We start from the raw sequence: 26,262 nt of genomic DNA, 5'->3' as shown, positions 1-26,262 counted from the left end.
AATTGTCCGAAAAAGCTAATTCCTATCTATCAATTTTCTTAGTTTTTCTAAAGCATTAAATAGCACATTTGTAGGACATGCTAAATTCATTCTTTCGAAGCCAATTCCCTCCTCCCCAAAGACATAGCCTTCATCAAAGAAAAGTTTCGCCTCGTGTAATAATTTTTCAAGTTCATCTTTATTAAGTCCAAGTCCATTAAAATCCATCCATTGAAGGTAGGTTCCTTGAAGATCAAACACCTTAATTTTTGGTATATTTTCTTCAATGTATTTTTTAAGCACCAGGTGATTATGATAGATTACATTTATAAGTTCCTCTAGCCAGCTTTCACCTTCATTGTAAGCTATTTCACAACCTTTATAGCCTAATATATTTAATGAAACAAAGGCATTTGACTGGGCTTCTTTTACATAGGCTTCTCTAATTTGCTTGTTTGGTATTATTATGTTAGATACTTGTAGTCCAGCTAAATTAAAGGTCTTACTTGGAGCTGTGCAAATAATCATATTATTTGATAATTCTTCCGAAATTGTTGCAAATACCCTATGTTTAAAACCAGGCATAATAATATCAAAATGTATCTCATCTGATATTATTAGAATATTATTTCTTAAACATATTTCTCCTACTCTCTCAAGTTCAGCTTTAGACCAAACTCTTCCTATTGGATTGTGAGGACTGCAAAAGAGTAGTATTTTTGCTTTAGGATTCTTTGCCTTTAGTTCAAGATCCTCAAAATCTATATCATAGGTGTCCTCCTTTTTTATAAGCTGATTTTTAATAATTGTTCTATTATTTCTTTCCATAGCCATATAAAATGGATAATAAACAGGAGTCATTATTATTATTCCATCCCCTGGCTCAGTTAGAGCCTTAATTGCTGAAAAAAAAGCAGGTACTACCCCAGGAGATTCCACTATCCATTCAGACTTTATATCCCAGTAATGTCTTCTCTTCATCCAGCTGCATACAGACCTTAAGTAATTTTCTGTTGGCTCTGTATAGCCTAAAACTGTATAGTCAATAAATGTCTTTAACCCTTCAATAATTTCAGGTGCATTCTTAAACTCCATATCTGCAACTGAAAAAGGTACTGTCCCATCTGATACCTTAGGATTCCAACTTTTCATAAGTTCCCACTTTGCTGAACCAGTATTTGTCCTATTTATAACCGTTTCAAAATCATATTTGAGATTTTTCTCTAACATATGTATTCCTCCCACTAAATTTATCTATAATAAATATTTTATAGCAATATCCAGGATATTTCATCATCTCTTTACCATTTCTTGCCGAAAAAAATCCCTATGGATAATGTCCTTAACTATCTTATAAGTTATTAATCCATAGGGCTATATTTAAATATATATAATTTTAAAATGTTGGCTTATTTTCTAGATTATCGTCTTCCTCACCATTAGGGTTGCTTCGTAAATATTCTCTGCCATTTTTAGCTTTACCAACATTAACTCCCTCAATGAGTCCGTCTCTAGTCATCATAATTGCTTCATTTATTGAATACACATTCCCATTGTCTAACATTACATCTGTAATATCACCATCAGGATTTTTCTTTACCTTTTGTATCTTTGATTTATTATCCATTGTTGAGCCTCCTTATAATTAATATTCAACTATTTATAATATTATTGGTTTTATACTTAATTTTATTCCCATTAAATTTATAAAAAATTAACACAATTCTTATTGTAGCTGTATATCCGCTGTGCTAACATAGGTATAATGTTCTAATTAAATATCTATGATTATAGTCATTTTAGGGGGCATATAGTGTTGAACTTTAAAAATATTTTTAGTAAACTTTCATATCAATTTAGAGATTCCTATGGCTTTGATAAGCTTTCAAAATACCTTATTATTATTGGTGTTATTTTAACTACTGGAAAATATACTGCTATATTTGGTTATGCAATAGTTATTTACAGCCTTTGGAGAAGTATTTCAAAAAATAAATACAAAAGATATCAAGAACTAGCAGTATTTGAAAATTATCTTTCTATATTAAAGTTGTGGTTTTATAGAACAAAGGCATCTATTATGGACAATAGAAAATTCAAAGTATTTAAATGTCCTAATTGTTCTCAAAAACTTAGAGTTCCAAGGAAAAAGGGCAAAATCGTAATTACATGTAAAAAATGTGGAACTGAATTTAAGGGAAGGTCTTAAAGTTATAATTTTAATTTATTCATTAGAGCCCCATGAGATAATTTAATATTTGTCTCATGGGGCTCTAACTTTTTTTAAACACTCAATTATATTATTTTAATGAATTTAACAGTTGCCTTAAATAAGTCTCCATCAATTTCAATATTAAGACTTCCACCTTGAAGTTCAGCTATACTTTTAGCGATTGCAAGTCCAAGGCCTGAGCCTTCTGTATTTCTAGAAGAATCACCACGTTTAAATCTTTCAAAAATTTCATCCACATCAAAATTCATTTCATAGGAAGATATGTTTTTCATAGTTATTACTATGTTATTAAAATCTTCAGCAAGATCAATATAAACTCTAGAATTTGGCTGAGAGTATTTTAAAATGTTGCCAATTAGGTTTTCAAAAATTCTCCAAGTTTTCTTTCCGTCTAAGTTTGCATAGACTTTGCTGTTAGGTATATTCACTCTGAAAGTTAATGAGGAATTTTTGATTTTTTCATCTAATTCCGCTAGGGACTGTCTTAAAAGCTGAGCTGTATCTATTTTTTCTATATTTAGATCAACTGCTCCACTTGCCATTTTTGAGGCTTCAAATAAATCTTCTATAAGAAGTTTTAGTCTTTCTGTCTTTTTGTCTAGAACAGTTACATAGCCGTCTACTTCCTCCTTTGATAGGTTTTCCTGCTTAAGTAAATTTACATAATTAATTATTGAAGTTAAGGGAGTTTTTAAATCATGAGATACATTGGTAATTAACTCTGATTTAAGCCTATCACTTTTCATTTGTTCTTCCATTGACTTTTTAATCCCAATTTCAAGGTTGTTTATATTATGAGATAATCTAGATAAGTTTCCTTTTCCTTTTTCCACAATAGCAAAATTTAGGTTTCCGGAGGCAATTTCATCGGTTCCTTTTATTATTTTATCTAGATAGCTAATTTTATTAATGAGATATACCAATACATAAACGCAGTATACAATAAATAAAAATGCAATTATAGGTGCAGCGCTTCCCCAAAAAGCTGCACATAATAGAAATAAAAATGCACCGTACAATGCAGAAAGTATAAAAAATACAATTATATTATAAAAAATCCCGTTAGATTTTAAATGTTCTCCAGTAAAATTTATAATTTTTGTGAATAAGCTGTTTTGAAATTTATCTTTAATTTTGCTTTTGTCCTTTATTAAAGGTAAAACTTCATGGAAAAATACAAACCAAAATAGCATATAAATTCCTATAACTAGAAATGGCTTTATTTGATCGGCTCCGGGAGGTCTAATAATTAACCCACCTGATCTATCAATAATATTTTTAGCGTAGGGACAATATATGAGAAATATTAAAATACTCAAGTCAAAAGGAATTTTATTAAATATGGCTTGAAGTTTATTAAAATAGCCAAAACCTTCAAAGGTCTTTCGTTTTGTATAAGTTAAAACCGCTGCTCCTGCTGCTAAAGTTAATAAGCAAAGTAAAAGTTCAAAAGCCACTCTGTTTCTTACGGAATTATAATATTTGTAATTTGCATGTATGTAGCTAAAACCCTCAGACTCCTTTGGTACTATTAAGTAGCCCTCCATACCCTTAGAGCTAAAATAGCTATTTATATATGTTAAATTACTTTCACCAAATAAGTTTCTCGGAAAGCTAATGCTGTATAGGGCTTTTGTTTTTAAATAATTATCTATATTATCTAAATCTACTATATTGGTGTAGGTTTCATTATTTGTTCCATCTTTGATATAGTATTTTATTGCTCCTTTAGCTTGAAGCTGATTCTTAATATTATTATAGTCTTTAATATTTCTATCAACGAGTTCCTTTTTTATATCCTCTATGGATTTTGTATTTTCTTTATTTACTTGTTCAACTTCGTTATTTTCCTGCTGCTTTAAGTTATTAATTTTTCTATCAATTTCTTCTTTAGTAAGCTGCTGTGAAGGATTTATTGCGTTATTATTAATCTGATTTACTTGAGTTTCATATTTAGCTTTAACTTCATCTACCTTCTGCTGCACTATATTATCATAGTTCTGCTTCAATTGAGTTAGTTCATCTTGGTTTATTTTTTCATCATCAGTCTTTTTATCATAATCTTTATAGGTTGTAGTATATGATTTAAGATTATTAAAAAAATTATTTAATTCGTTTATAAATTCATTGCTGTGAAAGTAAGGGTTTGTGTTTAGATACCTTCTATTATTCCAACATTCAACACCTGCAATCATAGAAGTGGACAGTAAAAATATTGAAAGTACTAAAGCTATTATGTTTATATACTTATTTTTGAATTTTATATCCAATACCCCACACCACCTTTAAATATTTCGGTTCCTTTGGATTGATTTCAATTTTCTCTCTTATTCTTCTAATATGTACAGCTACAGTATTATCTACGTTATAAGAAGGCTCATTCCACACCTTTTCATAGATTTCTTCAATTGAAAAAATACGTCCCATATACTCCATTAGAAGCTGCAAGATTTTATACTCTATTGCAGTTAGCCTTACTTCTTGTCCATCTACAGTAACTTGTTTTATTTCTTTATTTAAAACAAGTCCCCCTGTTACTATTTCTTTATTGTTTATTATATGATTTCCCAGTGTCAAATACCTTCTAAGCTGAGACTTTACCCTAGCTATTAATTCCAACGGATTAAAGGGTTTAGTAACATAATCATCTGCGCCAACATTTAGTCCAAGAATTTTATCCATATCTTCAGACTTTGCTGAAAGCATTATAATTGGAATATTTTTGCTTTCTCTTATTTTAATAGTTGCCTTCATACCATCCATTCTTGGCATCATGATATCCATAATAATTAGATGAATATTTTCTTCCTCCAATATCATAAGCGCCTCTAAACCGTCTTTTGCTTTAAATATTTTTATATCCTCATTTTTTAAATAAATTTCTATAGCATCTCTAATTTCATCTTCATCATCTACAACTAAAACATTATATTTTGACATAAACTTTCCATCCCTTCTAGTTAAATTATACCATCTTACACCTCCTTCTTAACATATTAACTTCAATATCTTTATTATAAAGTATAATTTTAACAAATCACTTTTCAAATTTCTTACAAAATTCTTAAGTTTATAGTTAAATGTTGAACGTAAAAAAGTATGCATTTAGTTTTGCATACTTTTTTATGATGGTCTATCTTTTATTCTCTGCTGCAGTGCTTATGCACACATCTTTCAAATCCATTATTAAGCAGAACATTGTAAATTGTTTCTCCTATTTTTATTTTTTTACCGCAATAAGGGCAATCACTTTCAAACTGAGCAGTTTTAGTTTCAGATGTTCTTACTGGCTTCATGTTTTCAATTCTTTGAAGGCATTTCTCAATTCTATCCTTGTTATCATTGCATATTAAATAGCTTAGGTAATTTGAGATACTTCCTCCGAATAATTCCATGGATCTTTGCTGAGCTGCTTCAAGAACGTAATCCTGAAGACTTATTGTCTTTTTAATAGCCATACTACTTATTACTCCTATTTACATAGTATTACTAATATAATATGCTGATAGAAGTAAAGTGTGCTATAAAAAGTATAATATTAACAACCACTTAACCTATAAATTAACTTGAACAATTGCCCATATTTTTAATATAATATAAATTAGGTAACCAGTTAAACACTATTAGGATGGAGAAATAATATATGTTTCAATCACATTTTGGAGAAATATCTGCACTAGGATCTGCTTTTTGTTGGACAATAACTGCAGTAGCATTTGAAACTGCAGGAAAGAAAGTAGGTTCCATATCTGTTAATTTAATAAGACTTGTTATAGGATTTATATTAATCTCAATATTTAATTTATTTACTAGAGGGATGATCTTACCAATAGATGCATCAAGTTCTACATGGTTTTTGTTAACCATTTCAGGAATAATTGGCTTTGTTATTGGAGATTTATTTTTATTTCAAGCTTATGTAGAGGTAGGCTCACGTATATCTATGTTAATTATGTCTACTGTACCACCAATAACAGCAATTACTGGATTTATTATTATGAATGAGAGAATTACAGGCTTAGGCATTTTTGGCATGATAGTAACTATTATAGGAATTGCTATTGTAATTTTAACTAAAAATCCAGATGATAGAAAAGTGATGCTTTCTCATCCAATAAAGGGGTTGATATATGCATTTATTGGTGCATTGGGACAAGCTTTTGGACTTGTTTTTAGTAAATTGGGTATGGGTTCATATAATCCTTTTGCTGCAACTCAAATAAGGATTATAGCAGCAATTATTGGTTTTTTAATATTTATCACCGTAACCAAAAAATGGTCAAAGGTTTTTTTTGCTATTAAAGATAGTAAAGCTATGAGGCATATATCCATTGGTTCTGTATTCGGCCCGTTTGTGGGTGTATCACTTTCACTGCTAGCTGTTCAATATGCACCAACTGGCATTGTTTCAACAATAACCTCTATTACCCCAATTCTTATAATACCTTTATCAATTTTTGTATTTAAGGAAAAAATACTACCAAAAGAAATATTAGGAGCAATTATAACTTTGGTAGGTATTTCACTTTTATTTATATAAAAGTGATATTAAGCCTAGCACTGAAAGCAGCACTAGGCTTAAGCATTTTCTAATTAATCACTCATCTTATTTATTATCTTATCCATCTCCTCAAAGGCCTTTTCCTTAGCACCCTTTATGCCTACTTTGTCTTTACCTGTGCCTTCAACCATGAGCTTATGAAAATCCTTAATTCCAATAAACTTAAATATATCTTCTATATAATTTGTACCATGATTAATCTGACCAGATAAAATCCTTGGAAACACTCCGCCAGAAGATTGAATATAAACTGCCTTTCTATTCTTATCGTTAAGCAGCCCTTTAACTTCTTCCTCATTTATCTTAATAACCTTATCCTTTTGAATAACACAATCAATATAGGTTATAAGTCTAGCTGGGAAAAAAGCACTCCACATAGGGGCTGCTATAACGTAAGCATCAGCACTTACAAATTGATCACTAAGCTTATTAATCCTGTCTACAGCCTTTTTATCTTCATCAGTAAGCTTATTATAATCATCCCCTGAAACAAGCTCTGCCCTGTCCTTATAGTATTTATAATTAAGTTCAGGAACATATTCATTACAAATGTCATTTTCTATTAGCAACTGATTTCATTTATTCTTTAATTTCTTCAACTGCCCAAGAACCTTATAATACTCAGTATCAAGCTCTTCAACTATATCATTTCTACCTGGCATAGAAAGTTTACTTATAAGCTCTGAAAGCCTATTTTCAAGCACAAGAATTTGCTTTTCTATTTCATCCTTATTTTCATGCTTATTACTCTTTCTAATTATATATTCATCAAAAGTTCCGTTGAAAGAAGTTAAGTTGCCTTCTTTGATTTCTATTATATTATTAGCTATATTTCTAACAAAGCTTCTATCGTGAGAAACAAACAAAAGTGTTTTATCATATTCTTTCAGGGCTTTTTCTCCTCCGCTTAGTACACCAACTTTCTTGTAAACTTCTTCTCTTTTAAATAAAAGTCCTGCAAGCAGTAATCTAGCAAATGTTTCATCATACATACTGTCTTTCATAACATTTTCGAGTATGCTTAATTCCTCATTTAAGATATCCATATCTTGACTTAAGTATCCTATCTTTGCTCCTTGTGATATTTTAATAGCTGCATCTTTATACATTATCATTTTGATGAGAGTAGTCTTACAGCTTCCATTAGGTCCAATAAGTGCAGTTTTTGATCCGTTGTATATATCGAACTCTGCAGCATTTAAAATAAGCTTATTTTCAAAATACTTATTAACATTTCTGCCTGATATAATTATTTTTCCATAAAGCTTACTACTGTTTTTTATTTCTAGCTTAATCTTCTGAAGTTCCTTTGGCTTTTTCTTTTCCTCAAGATGTTCTATTCTAGCCTCGATATTTCCTATTGCCCTATTTAAATTTGCTTTTGCCTTTTGATTTCCCATCTTGTGAAGCCTTGCTTCAGAATTTCCCATTCTTGCTGGAGCATTTCTTATAGTTTTCACCTTATCTTTTGAATCTTCAATGGCAGCATAAAGTCTTCTTTTCTCCCTTTCATATTGCACATACTCGAAAAGCTCTCTTTCCTTTTCAATATCCTTTTGCTGTTTATAGCATGTATAATTGCCATTGTAAATTTTTATCTTTCCATTTTCTAGCTCTATTATTTTATTACATAGGGTATCAAGAAAATCTCTGTCATGGGATGTGATTACAAGGGCACCCCTAAACCCCTTTAATTTATTTTCAAGCAGCTCTATGCCTTCTATGTCAAGATTGCTAGTTGGTTCATCTGCGAATATTATATTACTTTCTTTTGTGAAACAGCTTGCTATTTTATATCTAGTTTTTTCACCGCCGCTTAGATGTTCCTTCCAAACTTCACTTGAACCAAATTTATTAGCAATTTCTAAGCTAATTTTGTCATAGTTTTCATGATCTAGCTGCGATATATAACTATAACTTCCCTTCCTATTTACCCATCCTTCATATTCATTGTCTATGCCGCAAAGAATATGAATTAAGGTGGTTTTTCCAGCTCCGTTTAAGCCTACTATTCCTATTCTATCCTCGTCATATATTTTCAAGCTTTCTATGTCCAGTATAGTTTTATCCCCATAGTATTTTTTTATATTTCTACATTCAATTAATTGCATAAAAAAACCTCCTTAAGCCTAAGCCTAGAGAGGATAATAATTACTATAAAAAAAATTGCATATAAAGCTAAAGCAAAAAATCCAAATAGAAAGCTTTATTTCTATTTATAGACCGTGCCTATTGTCTTTGCTATAAATTTAAGGTATGCATTTACTGTAAAATAATAATCCACTCACAGGTTAGATATAAATGTATTACAAAAAAACCCTATAATTAAAGATACTTTTTGTATATTTAATAATCCTTGAAAGTGAATTAATTTCTCATTCTCTGCAAATACCTTTCCCTTTCTTTTATTTTTCATTATTATATTATTTAAAATATGTATTGTCAATAATTGTTTGTATTTAGAAACCTCTATCACTATGCAAGAGTTGACTATAGGGTTAAGAGCAAAAGTTTTATTATTTATTGCTACAAGTTAAGCTATTTACATCTCCTCCAGTTAAAGCTAGTATAGATATAATAAAATTATTATATTAATTAAAACTAATTTTTATCATTACTAAACAATATTAAATAGAATATATAAGAAGGTGCTTTATGTGAGTATTGATAAGTTAACAAGTATTTTAAAAGAAAGTACAAATATAGTTTTTTTCGGTGGTGCAGGCGTTAGTACCGAATCTCAGATTCCAGACTTTAGAAGTTCAAATGGACTATTTAATAAAAATTTAAATATTACATTTACTCCTGAACAATTAGTTTCCCATTCTTTTTATGTTAAATATCCTGAAGAGTTTTTTAAATTTTATAGGTCAAAGCTTATATACCCAGATGCTAAACCAAATAATGGACATATAGCGCTAGCAAAACTTGAACAAATGGGTAAATTAAAAGCTATAATAACTCAAAACATAGATGGGCTTCATCAAAAGGCAGGAAGTAAGAATGTTTTTGAGCTACATGGATCTGTTCACAGAAATTATTGTGTTAAATGTCATGCCTTTTATGATGCAAAATTTATTTTAGAATCTGAAGGAGTTCCTTTCTGCAGTAAGTGTGGCAGCCCTGTTAAACCAGATGTTGTTCTTTATGATGAAAGTTTAGATAACAATGTAATTAGAGGTGCAATAGATGCAATTTCAAAAGCAGACACTCTAATTATTGGTGGAACCTCACTCGTAGTTTATCCTGCTGCTGGACTTATAGATTATTTTAACGGTAAAAATCTTATTTTAATAAATAAAAGTGCTACTTCCGCTGATTCTAAAGCCAATTTGGTAATTAATGATTCTATTGGAAAAGTATTAAGTGAAGCTATAAATTCTCTCTTTTAGTTTTTATAACATATTTCTAAAAATTAAAAACAAACTATATATAAATAACTTTTAACAGGGAGGTTATAGTTTTGAATAAGAAAAATTTATCTGAAGATAAACTTAGAAGTGTAGTTGACGGTTTTAGATTAGATGAAAAGGATACTAAATCTAATAAAAACGGCTATATAACTACAGATCAAGGTGTATACTCCACTCCTGATTATGCTCTAGATAATACAAAAAAAGATAATAAAATAATAAAGGGAAGAATTAAGGGTACAAGTGCCTTTAATATTATTCAATCAAATGATATAGATAATATATCTTGGTCAAACAATAATTATGATCATTCCAAGTTAAATAACGAAACAAATAGTAAAAAATAATTTTTTTATAGCCTAATTGACATGAGTTGACTACAAGTGTAATATATAATTAGATTACACTTGTAGGGAGATGTTATTATATGAATTCGAACTGCCGTATCTCTGATTCAGAATGGCAAGTAATGAAGGTGCTTTGGCAAGAATCACCACTTACTGCTTCGCTAATTATTGAAAATTTAAAACCAAATACTAGTTGGAGCCCTAAAACCATACAGACCTTAATTGCCAGGTTAGTAAAAAAAGGTGCTCTTGGGGTAAATAAAGAATTTAATTTAAATCAATATTATCCCTTGGTTTTGCAAGAAGACTGTATGAGGGAAGAAACGAATTCCTTCTTGCAAAGGGTCTATGGGGGTTCACTTCAACTTCTCCTATCAAACTTTGTTAAGAATGAAAATTTATCAAAAAAGGAAATAGAAGAACTTAAGAGATTACTAGATGAAAAAATGAAATAGCGGAGGGAACAAAAATGAATTTAGCTAAACTCTTTTACTACATTTTTTCATTATCTCTTATGGGCAGCATACTTACCATAGGACTTATAATTGTCAAGGGTATATTTAGAGATAAGCTTAGCGCTAGTTTCCATTACTATGTTTGGTTTCTTCTTATTTTAAGGCTACTTATTCCGTTTACACCTTCAGCTGCCTTTACTACTTTTAACTTTATTCCATACAATAAGCCTGTTATTGAGTTGCAGCCTTCAATTCCAAGTACTGCTGCAGTAAATTCACAGCCTACTGCTGTTAGTAATAAAGATAATTTAAGCACTAAATCTAATGCATCAGCCTTAAACATGAAGAATAATCCTACTCAAGGTTCTTCGCCAAATAATTTGTTTACTTTTAGTACCTTATCCTTTGTATGGATAATAGGTGTTATTATAACTTTTTCATACATTATTTTAGTTAATGGAGTGCTTTTATTAAAATCTAAAAAGCTTCAAGCTTGCCAAAGTAAAGAACTATTGCAAATACTTGAAGAATGCAAGTCTATTTTAAATAGCAACCCTAAGGTTGAAGTTGTGTATGATAATTCTATTAAATCACCTGCTATTTTTGGGTTACTCCACCCAAAAATAAGCATTTCTCAGCAGTTAATAAGCAAATTAACACCTGAGGAACTTCGCTATATTTTTCTGCATGAGCTTAGTCATTTAAAACGAGAAGATTTATTAGTTAATGCTTTAGTGCTTACCTTACAATCTATATATTGGTTTAACCCGTTAATTTGGTATGCACTGCATCAAATGAAGCAGGATTGTGAAATAGCCTGTGACGCTAAAGCTCTAGCAGCCTTAAAACCTGAAGACTATAAAAAGTACGGGCAAACTATTATTAAATTATTTCAACTGCTTTCTGAGCCCCACTGGATACCAGGCACACTGGGTTTTGTTAGTAAATTTAATAGAAGGAGAATTGTTATGATTTCAAGCTTTAAGAAAACAACAATTAAATGGACTGCAGCAGCTATAACCTTAACACTGCTTGCAGGTTGTTCAAGTATAAATAATCCTGTTAAATCCACAATATCAGCTCCAAATCAAAATGAGGCTTCTAATAATGGTCAGCAAAATTCAAATACTAATAATAATTCCAATTCAGTTTCCACTTCCACCTCAGCTGGTGCAGGAACATCTATATACGGCGATGGTGTATATGGCTTTAGAGTTTCTTTACCTGCAGATTGGAGAGGCTTTACTGCTGTAAACAGCTTGTGGCAAGGCTTTGCTGTTCATGGAGGCACCAATAAGGTTGCAGAAACCGGACCAATGATTTCTCTTAGAAACCCAAAATGGACCCCAAAGACCCCAATGCAGGATATTCCCATTATGATATTTACTATTAATCAATGGAATTCCCTTCAAAAGGATGAATTCCATATAGGAGCAGCACCTATAAATCCTAGTGAACTTGGACGTAATAATAAATATGTTTTTGCACTTCCAGCACGCTATAACTTTGCCTTTTTACCAGGTTATAAAGAAGTGGAAACAATTTTAAATGGTAAGCCTTTAACTACTACTAATTTAGATAATGAAGCGACTGATTACATTGCTTTAAATTTAACTGATATAATAAAATTTGCTAAAGAGGGAAAGGTAACTAATGGTTATTGTGACTTTTTAGTTAAAACAAATACTATTGATGATGTAGAAAAAAAGTTTGGAAAGGCTGATAAAACAGATTGGGTAGCTGCTGCTAAAGGCTCATATGCCACCTATAATAAATATAATATTGTGTTTGGTTTCAACAAAGGAAATCAAATCTTTGAGATTCGTGACACTAATATTGAAATTAAAAGTATAACTCTTTCAAAGGTAAAAGCTGTTCTTGGTGCACCAGCCTATGATGCCAAAATTAGTGGTGAAGAAATTATTGGCTATATTGCAAGTCCAGAATTTAAAGTTGAAATGGTATTTCCTATGCCTAGTAAAGATAATCCTGATCCAGTTATGGATCACTATAATGTATTCTATCCAGCAGGTACAGTGAATTCCATGAGTAATGATCCGGGGAGACAGTGGTAGCACAGAAAATAATATTATATAGATTCTTTTCTAAACATCACACTGAATATGCAATAAATAACAGAGGCCGCTTTAGGATTTATATTAAAATCTCTTCAGCGGCTTCTTAATTTTAGGGAGTTCATCATCAAAAATTATCTTTCTTCTCTAAAATAAGGTATACCTAAATTCATAGGTGGAGAATTACGTTTAGATTTTCTCATTGATACAAATAAAAGCACAGTTATAGTAACTATATACGGAAGCATATCAACCATATATTGAGACACCACATGAATTCCAGCACTTTGAAGTCTTAAACCAATTATATCTAAGCCTCCGAATAAAATAGCTCCAAGAACTGCTTTATAGGGATTCCATGCAGAGAAAATTACTAGTGCTATTGCAATCCAGCCTCTACCTGCTACTACATTTTCCTGCCAGTTAGGAATATAAACAAGTGAAAGATAAGCTCCTCCAAGACCACATAGAGAACCTCCGATTAATATATAAATATATTTATACAAGGTAATATTTATACTTGCTGCATCTGCAGAACCTGGGTTTTCTCCTATTGCTCTAAGGTTTAAGCCTTTACTTGTATTATATAAAAATATTCCTATGATGATTGCTACAATATAACCTAGATAAACAAAGGGGTCCTGTTTAAAGAGTATAGGTCCAATAAAAGGTAGCTTACTTAAGGCAGGAATTGCATAGGGCTGAAAAAAACTTTTAACTGCAGCAGGCGCAGTTTGTCCAACTAGTTGTTTTCCTACTAAAGTGGAAAAGCCACTGCCAAAGCTGGCTAAAGCAAGACCTGTTACAACTTGGTTTGCTCTTAAGGTTATTGTTAAAAAAGCAAATATTAAACCGCCAAAGGCTCCAGCAGCTATAGCTCCTAATATTGCTAGAAAAACACTGCTTGTTTTTAATCCTACTAAAAAACCCATTACAGCTCCCATAAGCATCATGCCTTCTACTCCAAGGTTAAGATTGCCAACTCTTTCAATTAATATTTCACCTATTGTTGCAAAAAGAAGAGGGGTGCCTGCAACAATTGCTGCAGCTAAAAATGTTTCTATTCCGTTCATTTTGCATCACCTACTTTTAAAATAATTTTAAATCTTATAAAAAACTCACTGCCAAGCACAAAGAACAAAATTAAAGCTTGCAGCGTAAGAGCTGCTGCACTAGGTATACCAAAGGAGGTTTGAATAAAAGAACCTCCCTGCTCTAAAGCTGCAAATAATATTGAAACTACCAGGATAATTGGAGCACTTAAGTATCCAAGCCAAGATACAATAATTGCTGTATATCCAATTCCTCCAGAAACACTATCAGATAGGGTGTTGCTAATACCTGAAGCTTGTATCATCCCTACAAGTCCGCATAAACCGCCGCTTAAAAGTATGGATATAATTATTGTCTTTTTAATATTAATTCCAGAGTAAAGTGCAGTTTTTTCACTTTCACCTAGAACTGATATTTCATAACCTCTTTTAGTATAATTCATAAATATGTATATAAATATAACTAAAATTATTGCAAAAATCCATCCAATATGTATTTTAAAAATCTCTGGTAATATTGCATTATTAGTGAAATTTGCTATTTTTGCAAAACCTTTTGCATTGGGATCCTTTAATGGCCCATGCTGCAGATATATAATCCACTTAATAGCAATGTAATTCATCATTAACGTAACTATAGTTTCATTTGTACCCCACTTAGCCTTAAATACTGCAGGAATTAAAGCCCAAAAGCTTCCTCCGATTATACCTGCTGCCATCATGAGTAGCAGCAGTGCAGGCCTTGGCATATCAGGCAGCTTAAGAGCAAACATAGATGCAGCAAAGGCACCCATTAGTATTTGACCTTCTGCACCAATATTCCAAAAATGCATTTTAAATGCTACTGCAATACCTAAAGCAGCTATGCAAAGTGGAATTGCTAGTTTAATTGTTTCTCTTATTGCATAAGGTGATCCAAATGCTCCCTTTAGCATGGATGCATAAACATCAAAAGGATTCTTATGCATTATCACAAAAACTATGCTAAATAGGATAAGAGCAAGTGCTACTGAAATTAATCTAATGGTTGTACTCTTTCCTTTACTTATTTCATCTCTTTTTACAAACCTTAGCATTAGATATTCCCTCCTGTATTCCTTCTACAGCACTCAATGATTGTTAATCATTGAGCCTCGCATTCCTCTATGTCCCGTCATAAGTAATCCAATTTCTTCTTTTGTTGCCCCATCACCCTGCATAGTTCCAGTTACTTCACCGCCGCAAATAACCATAATTCTATCGCAAAGCTGAATTAAAACATCTAAGTCCTCAGTAATAAAAATAACTCCTACTCCACTTAACTTTTGCTTGTTTATAAGCTCATATATTGTATAGCAAGTATTTATATCGAGGCCTCTTACTGGATACGCCATTATAAGCAGCTTAGGCTTTGCTGCAAGTTCTCTCCCAAGCAGTATCTTTTGAATGTTACCTCCGGATAAATTTTTAATAGGATAATGAATTCCAGGTGTTTTAATTTCAAGTCTTTTAATTATATCATTTGCCCTATTAACAGCAGGCTTTTTATCAATGAAAATCCCCTTTTGTGAGTGATATTCCTTCAGCATTAAGTTATCTATCATATCCATGGAACCAACTAGTCCCATACCAAGTCTGTCTTCAGGAATAAAGCTCATGCTAATGCCTTTTTTAATTATCTCTCTAGTGTTTTTCCCTATAATATTTTCACCTTGAAAATTTATTTCTCCTTCGCTTGCTACCTGCATTCCCACAAGTGCCTCACATAGCTCCTTCTGGCCGCTGTTTACAATACCTGCAATGCCAAGTATTTCACCTTTTTTAATATTAAAACTTAAACCTTTTATTTTTTCTATTCCATCATCATTAATTACTTTTAGATTTTTTACCTCTAAAATATTTTCCTTGCTTTCACATTTTACTCTTTTAATAGATAAGTCTACAGGATGTCCCACCATTAGCTCTGCTAGCTTATTTGGGCTTACATCAACTTTGTTAAGAGTGGCTACAGTATCACCCTTTCTAAGTACAGTTATTTTATCAGAGATTTCCATAACCTCGTCCATTTTATGGCTAATAAATATTATGGCACAGCCCTGTTCCTTCATTTTGTTTATAATTTTAAATAACTTCTTTGTTTCTTGTGGAGTAAATACTGTAGTAGGTTCATCTAATACAAGAATTTTTGCTCCTCTGTAAACCACCTTAAGTATTTCTAGAATTTGTTTTTCGCCAACTGTCATGTCATAAACTCTTTTATTTAAGTTAACCTCAAGACCATATCTATTGGCTAAATCTGTTATTTCCTTAATTATTTTTTTCTTATTAATAAAAAAACTAGTCTTTTGGCCAAGCATTATGTTTTCTAAGCTTGTCATTACTTCGACTAGCTTAAAGTGTTGATGTATCATTCCAATTTTAGCATTTATAGCATCCTTAGGTGCGAAAAACCTTACTTCTTTTCCACTAATAAAAATAGAACCTCTGTCAGGAATATAAATTCCTGACAGAATGTTCATTAGTGTACTTTTTCCTGCTCCATTTTCTCCGAGAAGTGCATGGATTTCGCCGCTATATATATCTAAATTAATGTTATTGTTGGCAACTACCTTACCAAAAATTTTAGTTATTCCCTTCATAGATATCTGCGGAACAGTACTCATTATAATCCTCCTCTGGTGGCACATGGATTATTCATCCTAGTGTCACCTGTATCCCACAAGTTTTTCTACTTAACCTTTCCTTCTACACCTTTTACAAACCAATCCAAGCTTAACATATCCTTATCTGACATAACTTCCCCTTCTTTAACTCTTAAAGTACCAGTATTATCATAAATAGGTCCTACAAATACTTTGTTTTTTCCAGAAATAATATCAGCTTTAGCTTTGTCTACTGCTTCTTGAGCCCCTTGAGGAGCAACTTTAGTTAAAGGAGCTAGGTATATTATACTTTTACTGTTGTCTTCTTCCATGGGACCCCAGTAGCTTTCTGATTTCCAGGTTCCAGCAATAACTTTATTTAATTGATCTACGTAGTAGGGCCCCCAATTCCAAATTGGAGCTGTCATATAAGCATTTGGTGCAGCCTTGCTCATATCTGAGTTATAACCTATTGACCAAACTCCCTTTTCCTCAGCAGCAATTTGTGGACCTGTCGTATCCTGATGTTGAGCAATAACATCAACACCTTGGTCTAAAAGTGCCTTTGCAGCTTCTTTTTCCTTTGCTGGATCATACCAGGTATTTGTCCATATAGCTTTTACAACTGCATCTTTATTAACTGATAAAACTCCTAGTGTAAATGCATTTATTCCTCTTACACACTCAGGAATGTTCATGGCAGCTACATAACCTATCTTATTTGTCTTAGTTTTCATACCTGCAACGATACCTGAAAGATATCTAACCTGATAGTCTCTTCCGAAGTAATTTGACATATTAGTTTCCTGCATGTAACCAGAGCAGTGTAGGTATTTTATTTCCGGATGTTTCTTTGCTGACTTATCCATACCTTCCATAAATCCAAAGCTTGTTCCAATAATTACTGTAACACCATTATTAATCATTTCTTCACAGGTTTTATCAACCTCGGCCGTATCTTCTTTTACATTTTCCTTGTATACTGTCTCTACCTTGTCCCCAAGTTCCTTTTCAAGATATAATCTCCCTTGATCATGTGCATATGTATAACCACCATCACCAATAGGTCCTACATAAATAAACCCTACCTTTACTTTTTTAGCGGTTGTTGATGCAGGTGTCGAGTCTTTGTTATCCTTGCTTGTGCAGCCTGTTAATGCAGCGCCCATTATCAGTAATAGCGAAAGCATTAAGCCAATGACTTTTTTCATTACAAATTCCCCCTTTTTTTGTTCTACATACTATATATAAAGACAAGCGTCTTTAATATATTTTTATAATTATGTTTTTTAAGTTAAAAAAATATAGGCCTTCCAAATTGAAATAGAAAAATGGAAAGTCTACACAGAGGTTTTAAAGCCATAGAAGGACTCTATTGAGTAGTTCTATAACGTAATTCTTATATACCCCCCATAGTCCGACCATTAAAGTTAACCAAGATAAATACACAAATAAAATCACTTTCTAAACTAATTTTCTCTTAATCTTGATTATATGAATATAATAACTTATATGGTATTTTTTGTCAATAATGTTGATATAAAAAGTGCTACCCGAATAGTTAGCACTTTGTCTTAAAGAGAAGTAAGTTATTATAAGCATTAACATAATTGTTTAGAAAAATGAATAAGATAACATTATTTACCTTTTATAAGCCACTTCACCATCTATTAAAACACAAGTAGTTTTAGCTTGTACATCAAAGGGATGTTTATCAAATATAACAATATCTGCATCTTTATTTACTTCAAGAGAACCTACTCTATTTGAAATTCCAAGTATTTCTGCTGGGTAAATAGTTATTGCCTTAAGTGCAGTTTCTTCATCTAGCCCAGCTTTAACAGCTAATGAGGCACAAAGCGGAAGATAATGTACGGGTATTACAGGATGATCTGTCATTAAAGCGATTTTTACCCCTGCTTTATGAAGTACCGCTGGAGTTTCAAAGGATTTTTCTTTGAGCTCAACTTTGCCCCTAGTGCCAAAAGTTGGTCCTACTATAGCGGGAAGTCCCTCTTTTGCTAGCTCCTCTGCAATCAAATGTCCCTCCGTACAATGTTCTATTGTCATTTTTAGTCCAAACTCTTTAGCAATACGTATAGCTGTAAAAATATCGTCAGTTCTATGAGCATGTGCTTTTACATTTAGTTCTCCTTTAACAACTGGAATCAGGCTTTCAAGTTTCATGTCAAAGGTTGAGCTTTTTTCTTTATTGTCCATATAATTTTTTGTTTTGAGAAGATATTCTCTTAGAATAGCAGCGGTAGCCATTCTAGTAGAAGGTGCTTGTTTTTTTGCATTATAACATCTCTTGGGATTCTCTCCAAAAGCAACCTTCATTGCAGCTGTTTCCTGAAGAACCATATTATCTATTCTTGTCCCTTTGGTTTTAATAGTAGTAAATTGCCCTCCTATGACATTAGCACTGCCAGGACCTGTACAAACACAGGTTATTCCATTTTCATAAGCTTCAACAAAGGATCTATCCAGCGGATTTACTGCATCTATAGCTCTTAGCTGTGGAGTAGCTGGATCAGTAATTTCATTTCCGTCATCTCCTTCGAAGCCAACACCGTCTTCCCACATACCTATATGGCAGTGAGCATCAATAATACCTGGCATAACAAATCCACCATTTGCATCGATAATTTCACAGCCATCAGGCGCCTCTACATGATAACCAACTGCAAGAATCTTACCATCATTAACTAAAACCTGTCCACTTTCTATTGGCTCCCCTGCCATAGTTAGAATTTTACCACTTTTAATTAATATCATTTCTTTAACCCCCTTATATAAGTTGATTGAGTCTTCAAAATATTAATTCCATATTAATTTTAACAGTATATCATCAAAATTACCATATATACTCTATTGCTTATCATGCATTCGTGATATACTAAATAATATAAATTAATTCAAAAACTAATGATAATGGTGATGCATTTATGAAGAAAAAGGTACATAAAAAAATGGGTAAAAGAGGCAGGCTTTTCTTTATATTTTCAGTACTAACTATTTTTTACCTTATTTTAATGGGCAGATTATTATATATTATGGTGGAAAAAGGAAGTACTTACAAAGCCATGGCTGTGAGTCAAAGGACTCATGAGATTCCACTTGATCCTAAGAGGGGTAATATACTTGATAGAAATGGACAAGTCTTAGCGTCAAGTGCAGATGTGTATAGGATTGACGCAGACCCCAGTTTACTCCAGGCTACTATAAAAAATAAAGACTTAAATCTTGATGAAATTTCAAAAAATTTAGCAAGTTATTTAAGTATGAATACAAATGATATTCTTAAAAAGCTTAGTAGTAAAGATAATTCTGGAAACCTCTTGAAATTTGTTTCCTTAAAAAGGCAGGTTGAAAAACCTTCTGCTGACGGTATTAAAGCACTAAAATTAAATGGAATTATCGTGTCTTCAGATACTATACGCTACTATCCCAACAAGAACTTTATGGCACAGGTGTTAGGCCTAACAAATATTGAAGGAAAGGGTATTTCCGGTGTAGAACAAAGTTATGATAAAGCTTTGACTGGAATCGAGGGTTCTCAAAAAGTACAGCTTGATGCTCATGGCAATGTTCTTCCAGATACTGCAACCACAATACAGCCAGTAAATGGTAAAGATGTGTCCCTTACAATAGATGAACGTATTCAGGAACTTGCTGAAAAAGCAGCTAGTAGTGCACTTGAAGCTAATAAGGCAACTTCAGTAAGTATAATGGTTATGAATCCGAAAAACGGAGAAATATTGGCAATGGCCAGCAAGCCCGATTTTGATCCTAATAACCCTAATAAAGTAACTTCAGCCATTAAAAATCCACAAGACCTATGGGTAAATAGATCTGTAGAAAATATTTTTGAACCAGGTTCCATTTTTAAGGTTATAACCTCAGCAGCTGCTATGGAAAATAATGCTCTAAAAGATGGTGATACTTTTAATGATACAGGTAGTATTAAAGTAGCAAATACCACAATTTATGACGACGATAAAAAGAATCATGGAATTCAAACTTTCTCTGATATACTTAATAATTCAAGTAATGTTGGTTTCATTTTATTAGCTCAAAAATTAGGAAAAGACAACCTATATAATTATTCAAAGGAAGTTGGTATCGGAGATAAAACCGGCGTAGATTTACCAAAAGAAAGTTCTGGTATAATAAAAGACTTAAACAACATAGGTCCAGTTGATCTTGCAACAATGTCCTTCGGTCATGGAGTAGCTTTAACACAAGTACAGTTTATGGCTGCCTTCAATGCTGTAGCAAATGGAGGTACCTGGATAAGACCTCATATAATGAAGGATATCGAACATAAAGATGGGGATAACAGAGTCGTAGATGATGAGTTTAAGGATTTGGGTAAAAAAACAGTTATGACTGAAGGAAATTCAGCAAAACTGCGAAATTATCTAGAAGGAGTTGTTACTAAAGGCACTGCAGTTGCTACCTACATTGATGGCTTTCATATTGCTGGGAAAACAGGTACTGCTGAACGTGTAGATTCAAATAAAAGAGGCTATCAAGAAGGAAAATATGTTTCATCCTTTGTAGGTATGGCTCCTGCCTCAGATCCTGTGGTTTCCTTAATCGTTACTATTGATGAACCAAACTCCTCAAACTATTTTGCAGCACAAACTGCTGTACCAGTAGCAAAAGAATTATTTACTGGAATTTCTAATTATATTACAATTAAATAGAAAAAGGTTGTGGGAAATTGTTTTCCACAGCCTTTTTCTATTTTAAATATACTCATCTTTCTTATATAATTCAAGTAGTCATTGCTTGTATATTGAAATCAAGTTTTTATTTATCAATCCATTTAGTTAACTCTGAAAAAGATCTTTTATGAGGTGGTTTCTTTTCCATATCAGCATAACCTATATAAATAAATGCTAAGACTTCATCCTTTTCCTTAAGTCCAAAGAAGTCCTTCATCTTAGGAGCATAACAGGCTTTTCCTGTTTTCCAATACCCAGCTAGACCATGACCATGAGCAGCCAGCAGCATATTCTGAATTGCCGCATAAACAGCTCCTAATTCCTCAATTCTTAATGCTTTCCCATTTTCAGTTACTTCTGCAGCAACAGCAATAATAACAGGAGCTCTATAAGATTTATCTCTCTCTTTTTCTAGCTTTTTCTTACCATCTTCGCTATCTATATCTATTCCAGATTCCATTAATATATCTACCATAACCCTTGAAAGGCTGTCTCTTCCTTTACCGCTTATAACAAAAAATCTCCAAGGCTCTGTAAGATATCTATTTGGGGCATAGGTGCCTGCTTCTATAATTTTTTCTATAAGCTCTTTAGATACCTCTTTATCCCTTACTTTGCCTATTGATCTTCTAGTTTTAATAGCCTCTAATACATCCATTAATTATCCTCCTGCGGCTTCTTCCTTATATTATATACATTACCTTCTTGATAATTTTTATGCTATAAAATTTAATTGTTATCTAGTTTTAGAATATTACGTATTGAATATCTTGTCAAAATAATTTAATTATTAATGAATCATATATTATAATTCAATTGTTGAACTGACATATCATGTATTTCCCAGTGCCATTATTTTTTAACCGATTTCCTTCATTTAATGAGTAACAAATTTAGGATATATGTACTAAACTTTTAATACAATTCATATTATTATGTAAAGAAGCTTCTTTAAACATATATTTTAAATTTGTTAATTACCTACAGGTGGTGCATTAAAATGATAGACAAGCTTGCATTGCAGCTTACTTCTTTCATTTGTATCGATGCCTATGACAACCCTAAAGATAGGGCAAGGATACAATATGGCTTAAGTATCTTTTTAAGTGAAGGTTTTAAAATTGTTTCTCTAATACTACTCTTTAATTTTATACATTATGAGAAGTACTTCTATTTCTCTCTATTAATTCTGATGTCTATTAGAGTTTTTGCTGGGGGAGTACACGTAAAAGGAACATTAAACTGTTTAATTTTAACAATTATGCTCTTTATGTGCACATCTGTGCTAGCTCCGTCGTTACCAAGACTTCCAATAGTTTGCTATCTTTTTGTAGGAACATTTGGTTTAGTAACAGTGTTAGTAAGGGCCCCCATATGCAGTGTAAGAAGCCCTATAAAGGATGCTAAAAAAAAGCTTCAGTATAAGCTTACAGCAGCGCTATTTGTGTTATTTTGGACAATCCTTTTATTATTTTTAGATAGCACATACTATATTAACTGCGGCTTCTGCACTATACTAATGCAGAATACTCAACTTTTACTAGTTAAAAAGAAGTTACGCCCTAATTAGCAGCATACCTTCTTTTGGGAGGATGCAAAAAGTTATTAAGTGTTTAAAATTTAAAGGAGGATTTTTTTATGAAAAAATTAGTTATGAGTTTCAAGGGTAAATCTATGTTATGTGCACTTTGTCTCACTGTAACTTCATTTGTATATCCATGGTACGGTTCATTTTTATTTTTAGGAGAACCCGAAATTCCAGAAATTTTAAAAGAAGAATAATTACATATACTAGGTCAATTTAATACTAAAAATTGTACAGTTATTTTCAAAGGATAGTTGAATTCTTGCACCATAAGAATCAACTATCTTTTTTACATTATACAAGCCATAACCTCGATTTTCTCCTTCTTTTGTACTATATCCTGGATTAAAAATCTTTCCAATATCATTAAAGTCTATTCTTTCTCCAGTATTCCCTATTTCAATAATACAATCTTTTTCCAAATGCCCTATATTCAAAAATACTTTCTTAAGCTTACCTTCCGAAGATAGAACAGCTTCGAAGGCGTTATCAAGAAGATTATTTAAAAGCTCAGAAAGTTCGTAATCCTTAAAAGGAAATCCAGTATCTCCTTGTATAATATACTTAAATTCAATATTATATCTAGCAGCCTCATTTATTTTATTGTAGATAATTGCTGTAACTACTGCATTGTTTGTTTGTAGAACCTTTTCCATATTCTCTAAAGAAATGTTAAGCGAATTCATATATTGTGCTATAGTACTTTTTAAATTTTTTTCATCAGATGTTAGTATAAGGCTGTATAATGTATTTAAATGATTTTTAAAATCATGCTGTCTTCCTCTAACATCCTCAAATAACTTTGAAATAACTAGAGAGTATTTTTTATATTCCTCCAGTGACTTCTTAATTTCCTTCTCTCTTATATGGATCTCAAGAAAAAATAAATTTGCTAAAATAAATATTATTGGAATAACAAGATACAAAGCAATCTCATCTAAAAATTCATATTTTTTAAAATTCCATACCCACTTAGCAATTATTATGTATATGAGAAGATTTACTGAAAAAAAGTATATCTTAGAGCTTTCCTGCTTAAAAAAGATCAATAATTTTCCATAAGAAACATATTTATAAATAAAAAAACTAAAAATGAAGCATACAAGATTTGCAATTAAATAAGGCATGAAATCGTCATTAGCAAAAAAAGTCGGGGCTGCTAATCTTAAGAGAATAATTAAAGCAAGCTGCATTATACCGAAAATGGCAAGCATCAAGCCAAACTCTAATAATAAATATTTAATATCCTTTTTGAATACTAGCTTAATAGCTATAAATAAAAACAGGTAGTTTATAAAAAACTGTAGGGGCGGATAAATATAATTTGTTAGTATCACCACTAACGAAGTAATAATCACAATTATAGTACTTTTTAGGAACCTCTTTTCATATTTTCTATTAATCATGTTCCAAAGCAGCATAAAGCTTCCTACTTCAAGAATTATAAGTATAAATATTTTAGAATCACTCATTTTTATCCCCACCTTCGGCATTATTGAACCTATCCATTATGTACTTCTTGTAGCTGTTCCCTAATAATGCAGTTTCCTCAGTATTATAAAAGTGGATTTTAAAAGAGGTTTTATCATTTGTTTTTTCAATTTTATTTACAAACTTTAAATTAATCAAATAAGATCGGTGACTTTGAAGAATATTTTTATGGTCGATCATTGAATGTAATTTTTTAAGAGATAAATAGTCTATTATGAAAGAACCATTAATGGTATGAATTATTGATGTTCGAATAAATACTTCCACAAAAATTATTTCATCAACAAATATTTTTACCTGAATGTTTTTTACATTGACTATTATAAATTTTTCTCTTATATCAGTAACAGCAATCTGTGCCTTGCTCTCAGAAAGCAGAGTCTTTGTTATTCTTTGAATGTCCTTTTCATCATAGGGCTTTATAATATAATCATAGCAATGGATTTTCTTAAAGGCTGAAAGCATATACTCCTTATAAATTGTTACAAATATTATCCAAGTTAATTTATAGTCTTCTTTTTTCCTTATTTCTTTAGCAAATTTAAGGCCGGATTCTGTTTTTAAATTAATATCTATATAGAAAAGATCAATCATTACTTGGTCTGCTATTTTAAAAGCTTCAAAAATGCTTTGGGCTTCATAAACCTTATACATATGGTCTGATTGTTTAATAATATTAGACAGGGTTTTCAACTGAATACAATCATCTTCTAGAATTAATATATTGTACATTTAGTTATCATCCCCTATTGATTTGTTCTTATATAAGTATTCTATAAAATTTTGGAAATACCTTCCTGAAAGTTAACAAATTAAGGTACGTTCATCTGAAATTAATGACAGAAATTGGAGCTTTTGTGAATTATTTAATTATTCTAATGAAATATGTGCTACTATTAAATTGCAGAACATATCATTTCTTACCCTATTAAAAAAGTGAGCGGATTGCACCTGAACAAAAATTTATATAAGGAGTGTGGTTTTGTGAATTTAAATTTTATTACTGCCATATTATGTGTCACAATGTTAGGTGTTGTTGCTATGCTGTTTTGTTTCTGTTATAGGCAGGAGATAATGAAAGCTTTGTTCCAATCAAAAACTACTGTTAAAAATGACGAGTTTTCCTCTGAAATCACATTAAATCTGGACAAAAAAGAAGGCAATAAGTAGCTCTGCCAAGCTTCCTATTGCACTAAGCACAATTATTTCTAGTTTTATAAGCAAATTTGCATAGTCCCGCAATCCGCTCACCTAATTATTATATCACAAAATATGGTAAACCATCAATAAATACTTTCATAAAGCACTTCATTACTTTAATTATTAAGTGCTAATGAAACAAGCTAAATTTTAATGATCTTTCATATTCTCATTAACTCTAAATTTAACAATCCTACTTATTAATTCGTAGGGAATAGGTTCATCAAGTGGAAATTGAACAGAACCTTTACCCCCTTTATATTTAGATAATTCATCTTTAAAGGCAGTAATTCCACTAGAGGTAGGATAAAAGCCTATATGTTTTTTAAAAACAGCAAAGTATACTAAAATTCCATGAAATTTAAAGGCTGGCATTTGATAGCTTATAACCTCTTCTGCACCAGGTGCAGCTTCTTTAATAACTTTTCTTATATTTTTGAGTTTCTCCTGAATTTCATGGGGAAATAGAGAAATATATTCATCAATAGTTTTACAGATTGGTTGTTCCATGACTTCA

The 26,262-nt window shown here is 31.5% G+C and carries 25 protein-coding genes; 9 read left to right on the top strand and 16 right to left on the bottom strand.

From position 1 onward, the window contains the following. Positions 1–15: 15 nt before the first annotated feature. Together ACJDUG_RS03990 and ACJDUG_RS03985 are read right to left on the bottom strand one after the other, a co-directional pair. On the bottom strand, positions 16–1,209 hold the full coding sequence (locus ACJDUG_RS03990; protein ID WP_406768589.1) for a MalY/PatB family protein: 1,194 nt from the start codon (positions 1,207–1,209) through the stop codon (positions 16–18). Between the two features lie 166 nt (positions 1,210–1,375). Further along, positions 1,376–1,606, bottom strand: coding sequence for a DUF3892 domain-containing protein (locus ACJDUG_RS03985; RefSeq protein WP_406768588.1), 231 nt, complete (start codon positions 1,604–1,606; stop codon positions 1,376–1,378). 186 nt (positions 1,607–1,792) lie between these two features. On the opposite strand from ACJDUG_RS03985, the gene ACJDUG_RS03980 reads away from it, so the two are divergent. Further along, positions 1,793–2,188, top strand: a complete 396-nt coding sequence (locus tag ACJDUG_RS03980) for a hypothetical protein (protein ID WP_406768587.1) — start codon at positions 1,793–1,795, stop codon at positions 2,186–2,188. An 86-nt stretch (positions 2,189–2,274) separates the two neighbouring features. On the opposite strand, the gene ACJDUG_RS03975 is transcribed toward ACJDUG_RS03980, so the two are convergent. The 3 genes from ACJDUG_RS03975 to ACJDUG_RS03965 form a co-directional block, all read right to left on the bottom strand. After that, on the bottom strand, positions 2,275–4,482 hold the full coding sequence (locus ACJDUG_RS03975; protein WP_406768586.1) for a sensor histidine kinase: 2,208 nt from the start codon (positions 4,480–4,482) through the stop codon (positions 2,275–2,277). Beyond that, positions 4,460–5,152, bottom strand: coding sequence for a response regulator transcription factor (locus ACJDUG_RS03970; protein WP_406768585.1), 693 nt, complete (start codon positions 5,150–5,152; stop codon positions 4,460–4,462). Before ACJDUG_RS03970 ends, ACJDUG_RS03975 begins: the two co-directional genes overlap by 23 nt. Before the next feature lie 200 nt (positions 5,153–5,352). Further along, entirely contained in the window at positions 5,353–5,670 is a 318-nt protein-coding gene (locus ACJDUG_RS03965; protein ID WP_406768584.1) for a hypothetical protein, read from the bottom strand. 185 nt (positions 5,671–5,855) lie between these two features. On the opposite strand from ACJDUG_RS03965, the gene ACJDUG_RS03960 reads away from it, so the two are divergent. Then, the gene (locus tag ACJDUG_RS03960; RefSeq protein WP_406768583.1) at positions 5,856–6,752 is read left to right on the top strand and encodes a DMT family transporter; all 897 of its coding nucleotides are present in this window, start codon (positions 5,856–5,858) and stop codon (positions 6,750–6,752) included. A gap of 53 nt (positions 6,753–6,805) precedes the next feature. Here the strand turns inward: ACJDUG_RS03960 and ACJDUG_RS03955 are convergent, their stop codons facing one another. Beyond that, the gene (locus ACJDUG_RS03955) at positions 6,806–7,342 is read right to left on the bottom strand and encodes an FMN-dependent NADH-azoreductase (protein ID WP_406768582.1); all 537 of its coding nucleotides are present in this window, start codon (positions 7,340–7,342) and stop codon (positions 6,806–6,808) included. Between the two features lie 6 nt (positions 7,343–7,348). Next, positions 7,349–8,884 (bottom strand): ribosomal protection-like ABC-F family protein, encoded by a 1,536-nt coding sequence (gene abc-f, locus ACJDUG_RS03950; RefSeq protein ID WP_406768581.1) that lies wholly within the window; start codon positions 8,882–8,884, stop codon positions 7,349–7,351. Between the two features lie 546 nt (positions 8,885–9,430). On the opposite strand from abc-f, the gene ACJDUG_RS03945 reads away from it, so the two are divergent. From ACJDUG_RS03945 to ACJDUG_RS03930, 4 genes are all read left to right on the top strand, one after another. After that, the gene (locus ACJDUG_RS03945; RefSeq protein WP_406768580.1) at positions 9,431–10,165 is read left to right on the top strand and encodes an NAD-dependent protein deacylase; all 735 of its coding nucleotides are present in this window, start codon (positions 9,431–9,433) and stop codon (positions 10,163–10,165) included. Between the two features lie 71 nt (positions 10,166–10,236). Then, positions 10,237–10,533: a hypothetical protein gene (locus ACJDUG_RS03940; protein ID WP_406768579.1), complete on the top strand. Its 297-nt coding sequence runs from the start codon at positions 10,237–10,239 to the stop codon at positions 10,531–10,533. An 80-nt stretch (positions 10,534–10,613) separates the two neighbouring features. After that, positions 10,614–10,988 (top strand): BlaI/MecI/CopY family transcriptional regulator, encoded by a 375-nt coding sequence (locus ACJDUG_RS03935; RefSeq protein ID WP_406768578.1) that lies wholly within the window; start codon positions 10,614–10,616, stop codon positions 10,986–10,988. A 14-nt stretch (positions 10,989–11,002) separates the two neighbouring features. Continuing rightward, positions 11,003–13,063 carry a M56 family metallopeptidase gene (locus ACJDUG_RS03930; RefSeq protein ID WP_406768577.1) on the top strand — a complete coding sequence of 687 codons (2,061 nt, stop codon included), beginning with the start codon at positions 11,003–11,005 and terminating at the stop codon, positions 13,061–13,063. A gap of 134 nt (positions 13,064–13,197) precedes the next feature. Here the strand turns inward: ACJDUG_RS03930 and ACJDUG_RS03925 are convergent, their stop codons facing one another. The 5 genes from ACJDUG_RS03925 to ACJDUG_RS03905 all read right to left on the bottom strand — a co-directional run bounded on the left by ACJDUG_RS03925 (position 13,198) and on the right by ACJDUG_RS03905 (position 19,514). After that, complete coding sequence (locus tag ACJDUG_RS03925; RefSeq protein WP_406768576.1) at positions 13,198–14,136, bottom strand: ABC transporter permease; 939 nt, start codon at positions 14,134–14,136, stop codon at positions 13,198–13,200. Then, a complete protein-coding gene (locus ACJDUG_RS03920; RefSeq protein ID WP_406768575.1) occupies positions 14,133–15,191 on the bottom strand; it encodes an ABC transporter permease in 1,059 nt (352 codons plus the stop codon). Before ACJDUG_RS03920 ends, ACJDUG_RS03925 begins: the two co-directional genes overlap by 4 nt. A 33-nt stretch (positions 15,192–15,224) precedes the next feature. Beyond that, a complete protein-coding gene (locus tag ACJDUG_RS03915; RefSeq protein WP_406768574.1) occupies positions 15,225–16,757 on the bottom strand; it encodes an ABC transporter ATP-binding protein in 1,533 nt (510 codons plus the stop codon). 65 nt (positions 16,758–16,822) lie between these two features. After that, positions 16,823–17,947, bottom strand: coding sequence for a BMP family ABC transporter substrate-binding protein (locus tag ACJDUG_RS03910; RefSeq protein ID WP_406768573.1), 1,125 nt, complete (start codon positions 17,945–17,947; stop codon positions 16,823–16,825). A gap of 430 nt (positions 17,948–18,377) precedes the next feature. Continuing rightward, positions 18,378–19,514, bottom strand: a complete 1,137-nt coding sequence (locus tag ACJDUG_RS03905) for an amidohydrolase (RefSeq protein ID WP_406768572.1) — start codon at positions 19,512–19,514, stop codon at positions 18,378–18,380. Positions 19,515–19,684: 170 nt separating this feature from the next. On the opposite strand from ACJDUG_RS03905, the gene ACJDUG_RS03900 reads away from it, so the two are divergent. Then, positions 19,685–21,448, top strand: coding sequence for a peptidoglycan D,D-transpeptidase FtsI family protein (locus ACJDUG_RS03900; protein ID WP_406768571.1), 1,764 nt, complete (start codon positions 19,685–19,687; stop codon positions 21,446–21,448). Between the two features lie 106 nt (positions 21,449–21,554). Here the strand turns inward: ACJDUG_RS03900 and ACJDUG_RS03895 are convergent, their stop codons facing one another. Next, positions 21,555–22,127 (bottom strand): nitroreductase family protein, encoded by a 573-nt coding sequence (locus ACJDUG_RS03895; protein ID WP_406768570.1) that lies wholly within the window; start codon positions 22,125–22,127, stop codon positions 21,555–21,557. A 342-nt stretch (positions 22,128–22,469) separates the two neighbouring features. Between ACJDUG_RS03895 and ACJDUG_RS03890 the strand changes: the two genes are divergently transcribed. Both ACJDUG_RS03890 and ACJDUG_RS03885 read left to right on the top strand, forming a co-directional pair. After that, on the top strand, positions 22,470–23,039 hold the full coding sequence (locus ACJDUG_RS03890; protein ID WP_406768569.1) for an accessory gene regulator B family protein: 570 nt from the start codon (positions 22,470–22,472) through the stop codon (positions 23,037–23,039). Between the two features lie 68 nt (positions 23,040–23,107). Next, positions 23,108–23,251 carry a cyclic lactone autoinducer peptide gene (locus ACJDUG_RS03885; protein ID WP_406768568.1) on the top strand — a complete coding sequence of 48 codons (144 nt, stop codon included), beginning with the start codon at positions 23,108–23,110 and terminating at the stop codon, positions 23,249–23,251. A 9-nt stretch (positions 23,252–23,260) separates the two neighbouring features. Here the strand turns inward: ACJDUG_RS03885 and ACJDUG_RS03880 are convergent, their stop codons facing one another. From ACJDUG_RS03880 to ACJDUG_RS03870, 3 genes are all read right to left on the bottom strand, one after another. Next, positions 23,261–24,526: a sensor histidine kinase gene (locus tag ACJDUG_RS03880; RefSeq protein WP_406768567.1), complete on the bottom strand. Its 1,266-nt coding sequence runs from the start codon at positions 24,524–24,526 to the stop codon at positions 23,261–23,263. Then, positions 24,519–25,277, bottom strand: a complete 759-nt coding sequence (locus ACJDUG_RS03875; protein ID WP_406768566.1) for a LytR/AlgR family response regulator transcription factor — start codon at positions 25,275–25,277, stop codon at positions 24,519–24,521. The genes ACJDUG_RS03880 and ACJDUG_RS03875 overlap by 8 nt, the downstream gene beginning before the upstream one ends. A gap of 618 nt (positions 25,278–25,895) precedes the next feature. After that, positions 25,896–26,255 carry an iron chaperone gene (locus tag ACJDUG_RS03870; RefSeq protein ID WP_406768565.1) on the bottom strand — a complete coding sequence of 120 codons (360 nt, stop codon included), beginning with the start codon at positions 26,253–26,255 and terminating at the stop codon, positions 25,896–25,898. Positions 26,256–26,262 lie beyond the last annotated feature (7 nt).

Source organism: Candidatus Clostridium stratigraminis (assembly GCF_045310675.1).
Classification (GTDB): Bacteria; Bacillota; Clostridia; order Clostridiales; family Clostridiaceae; genus Clostridium_AT; species Clostridium_AT stratigraminis.
This window is presented reverse-complemented; position numbering and strand designations above follow the sequence as displayed.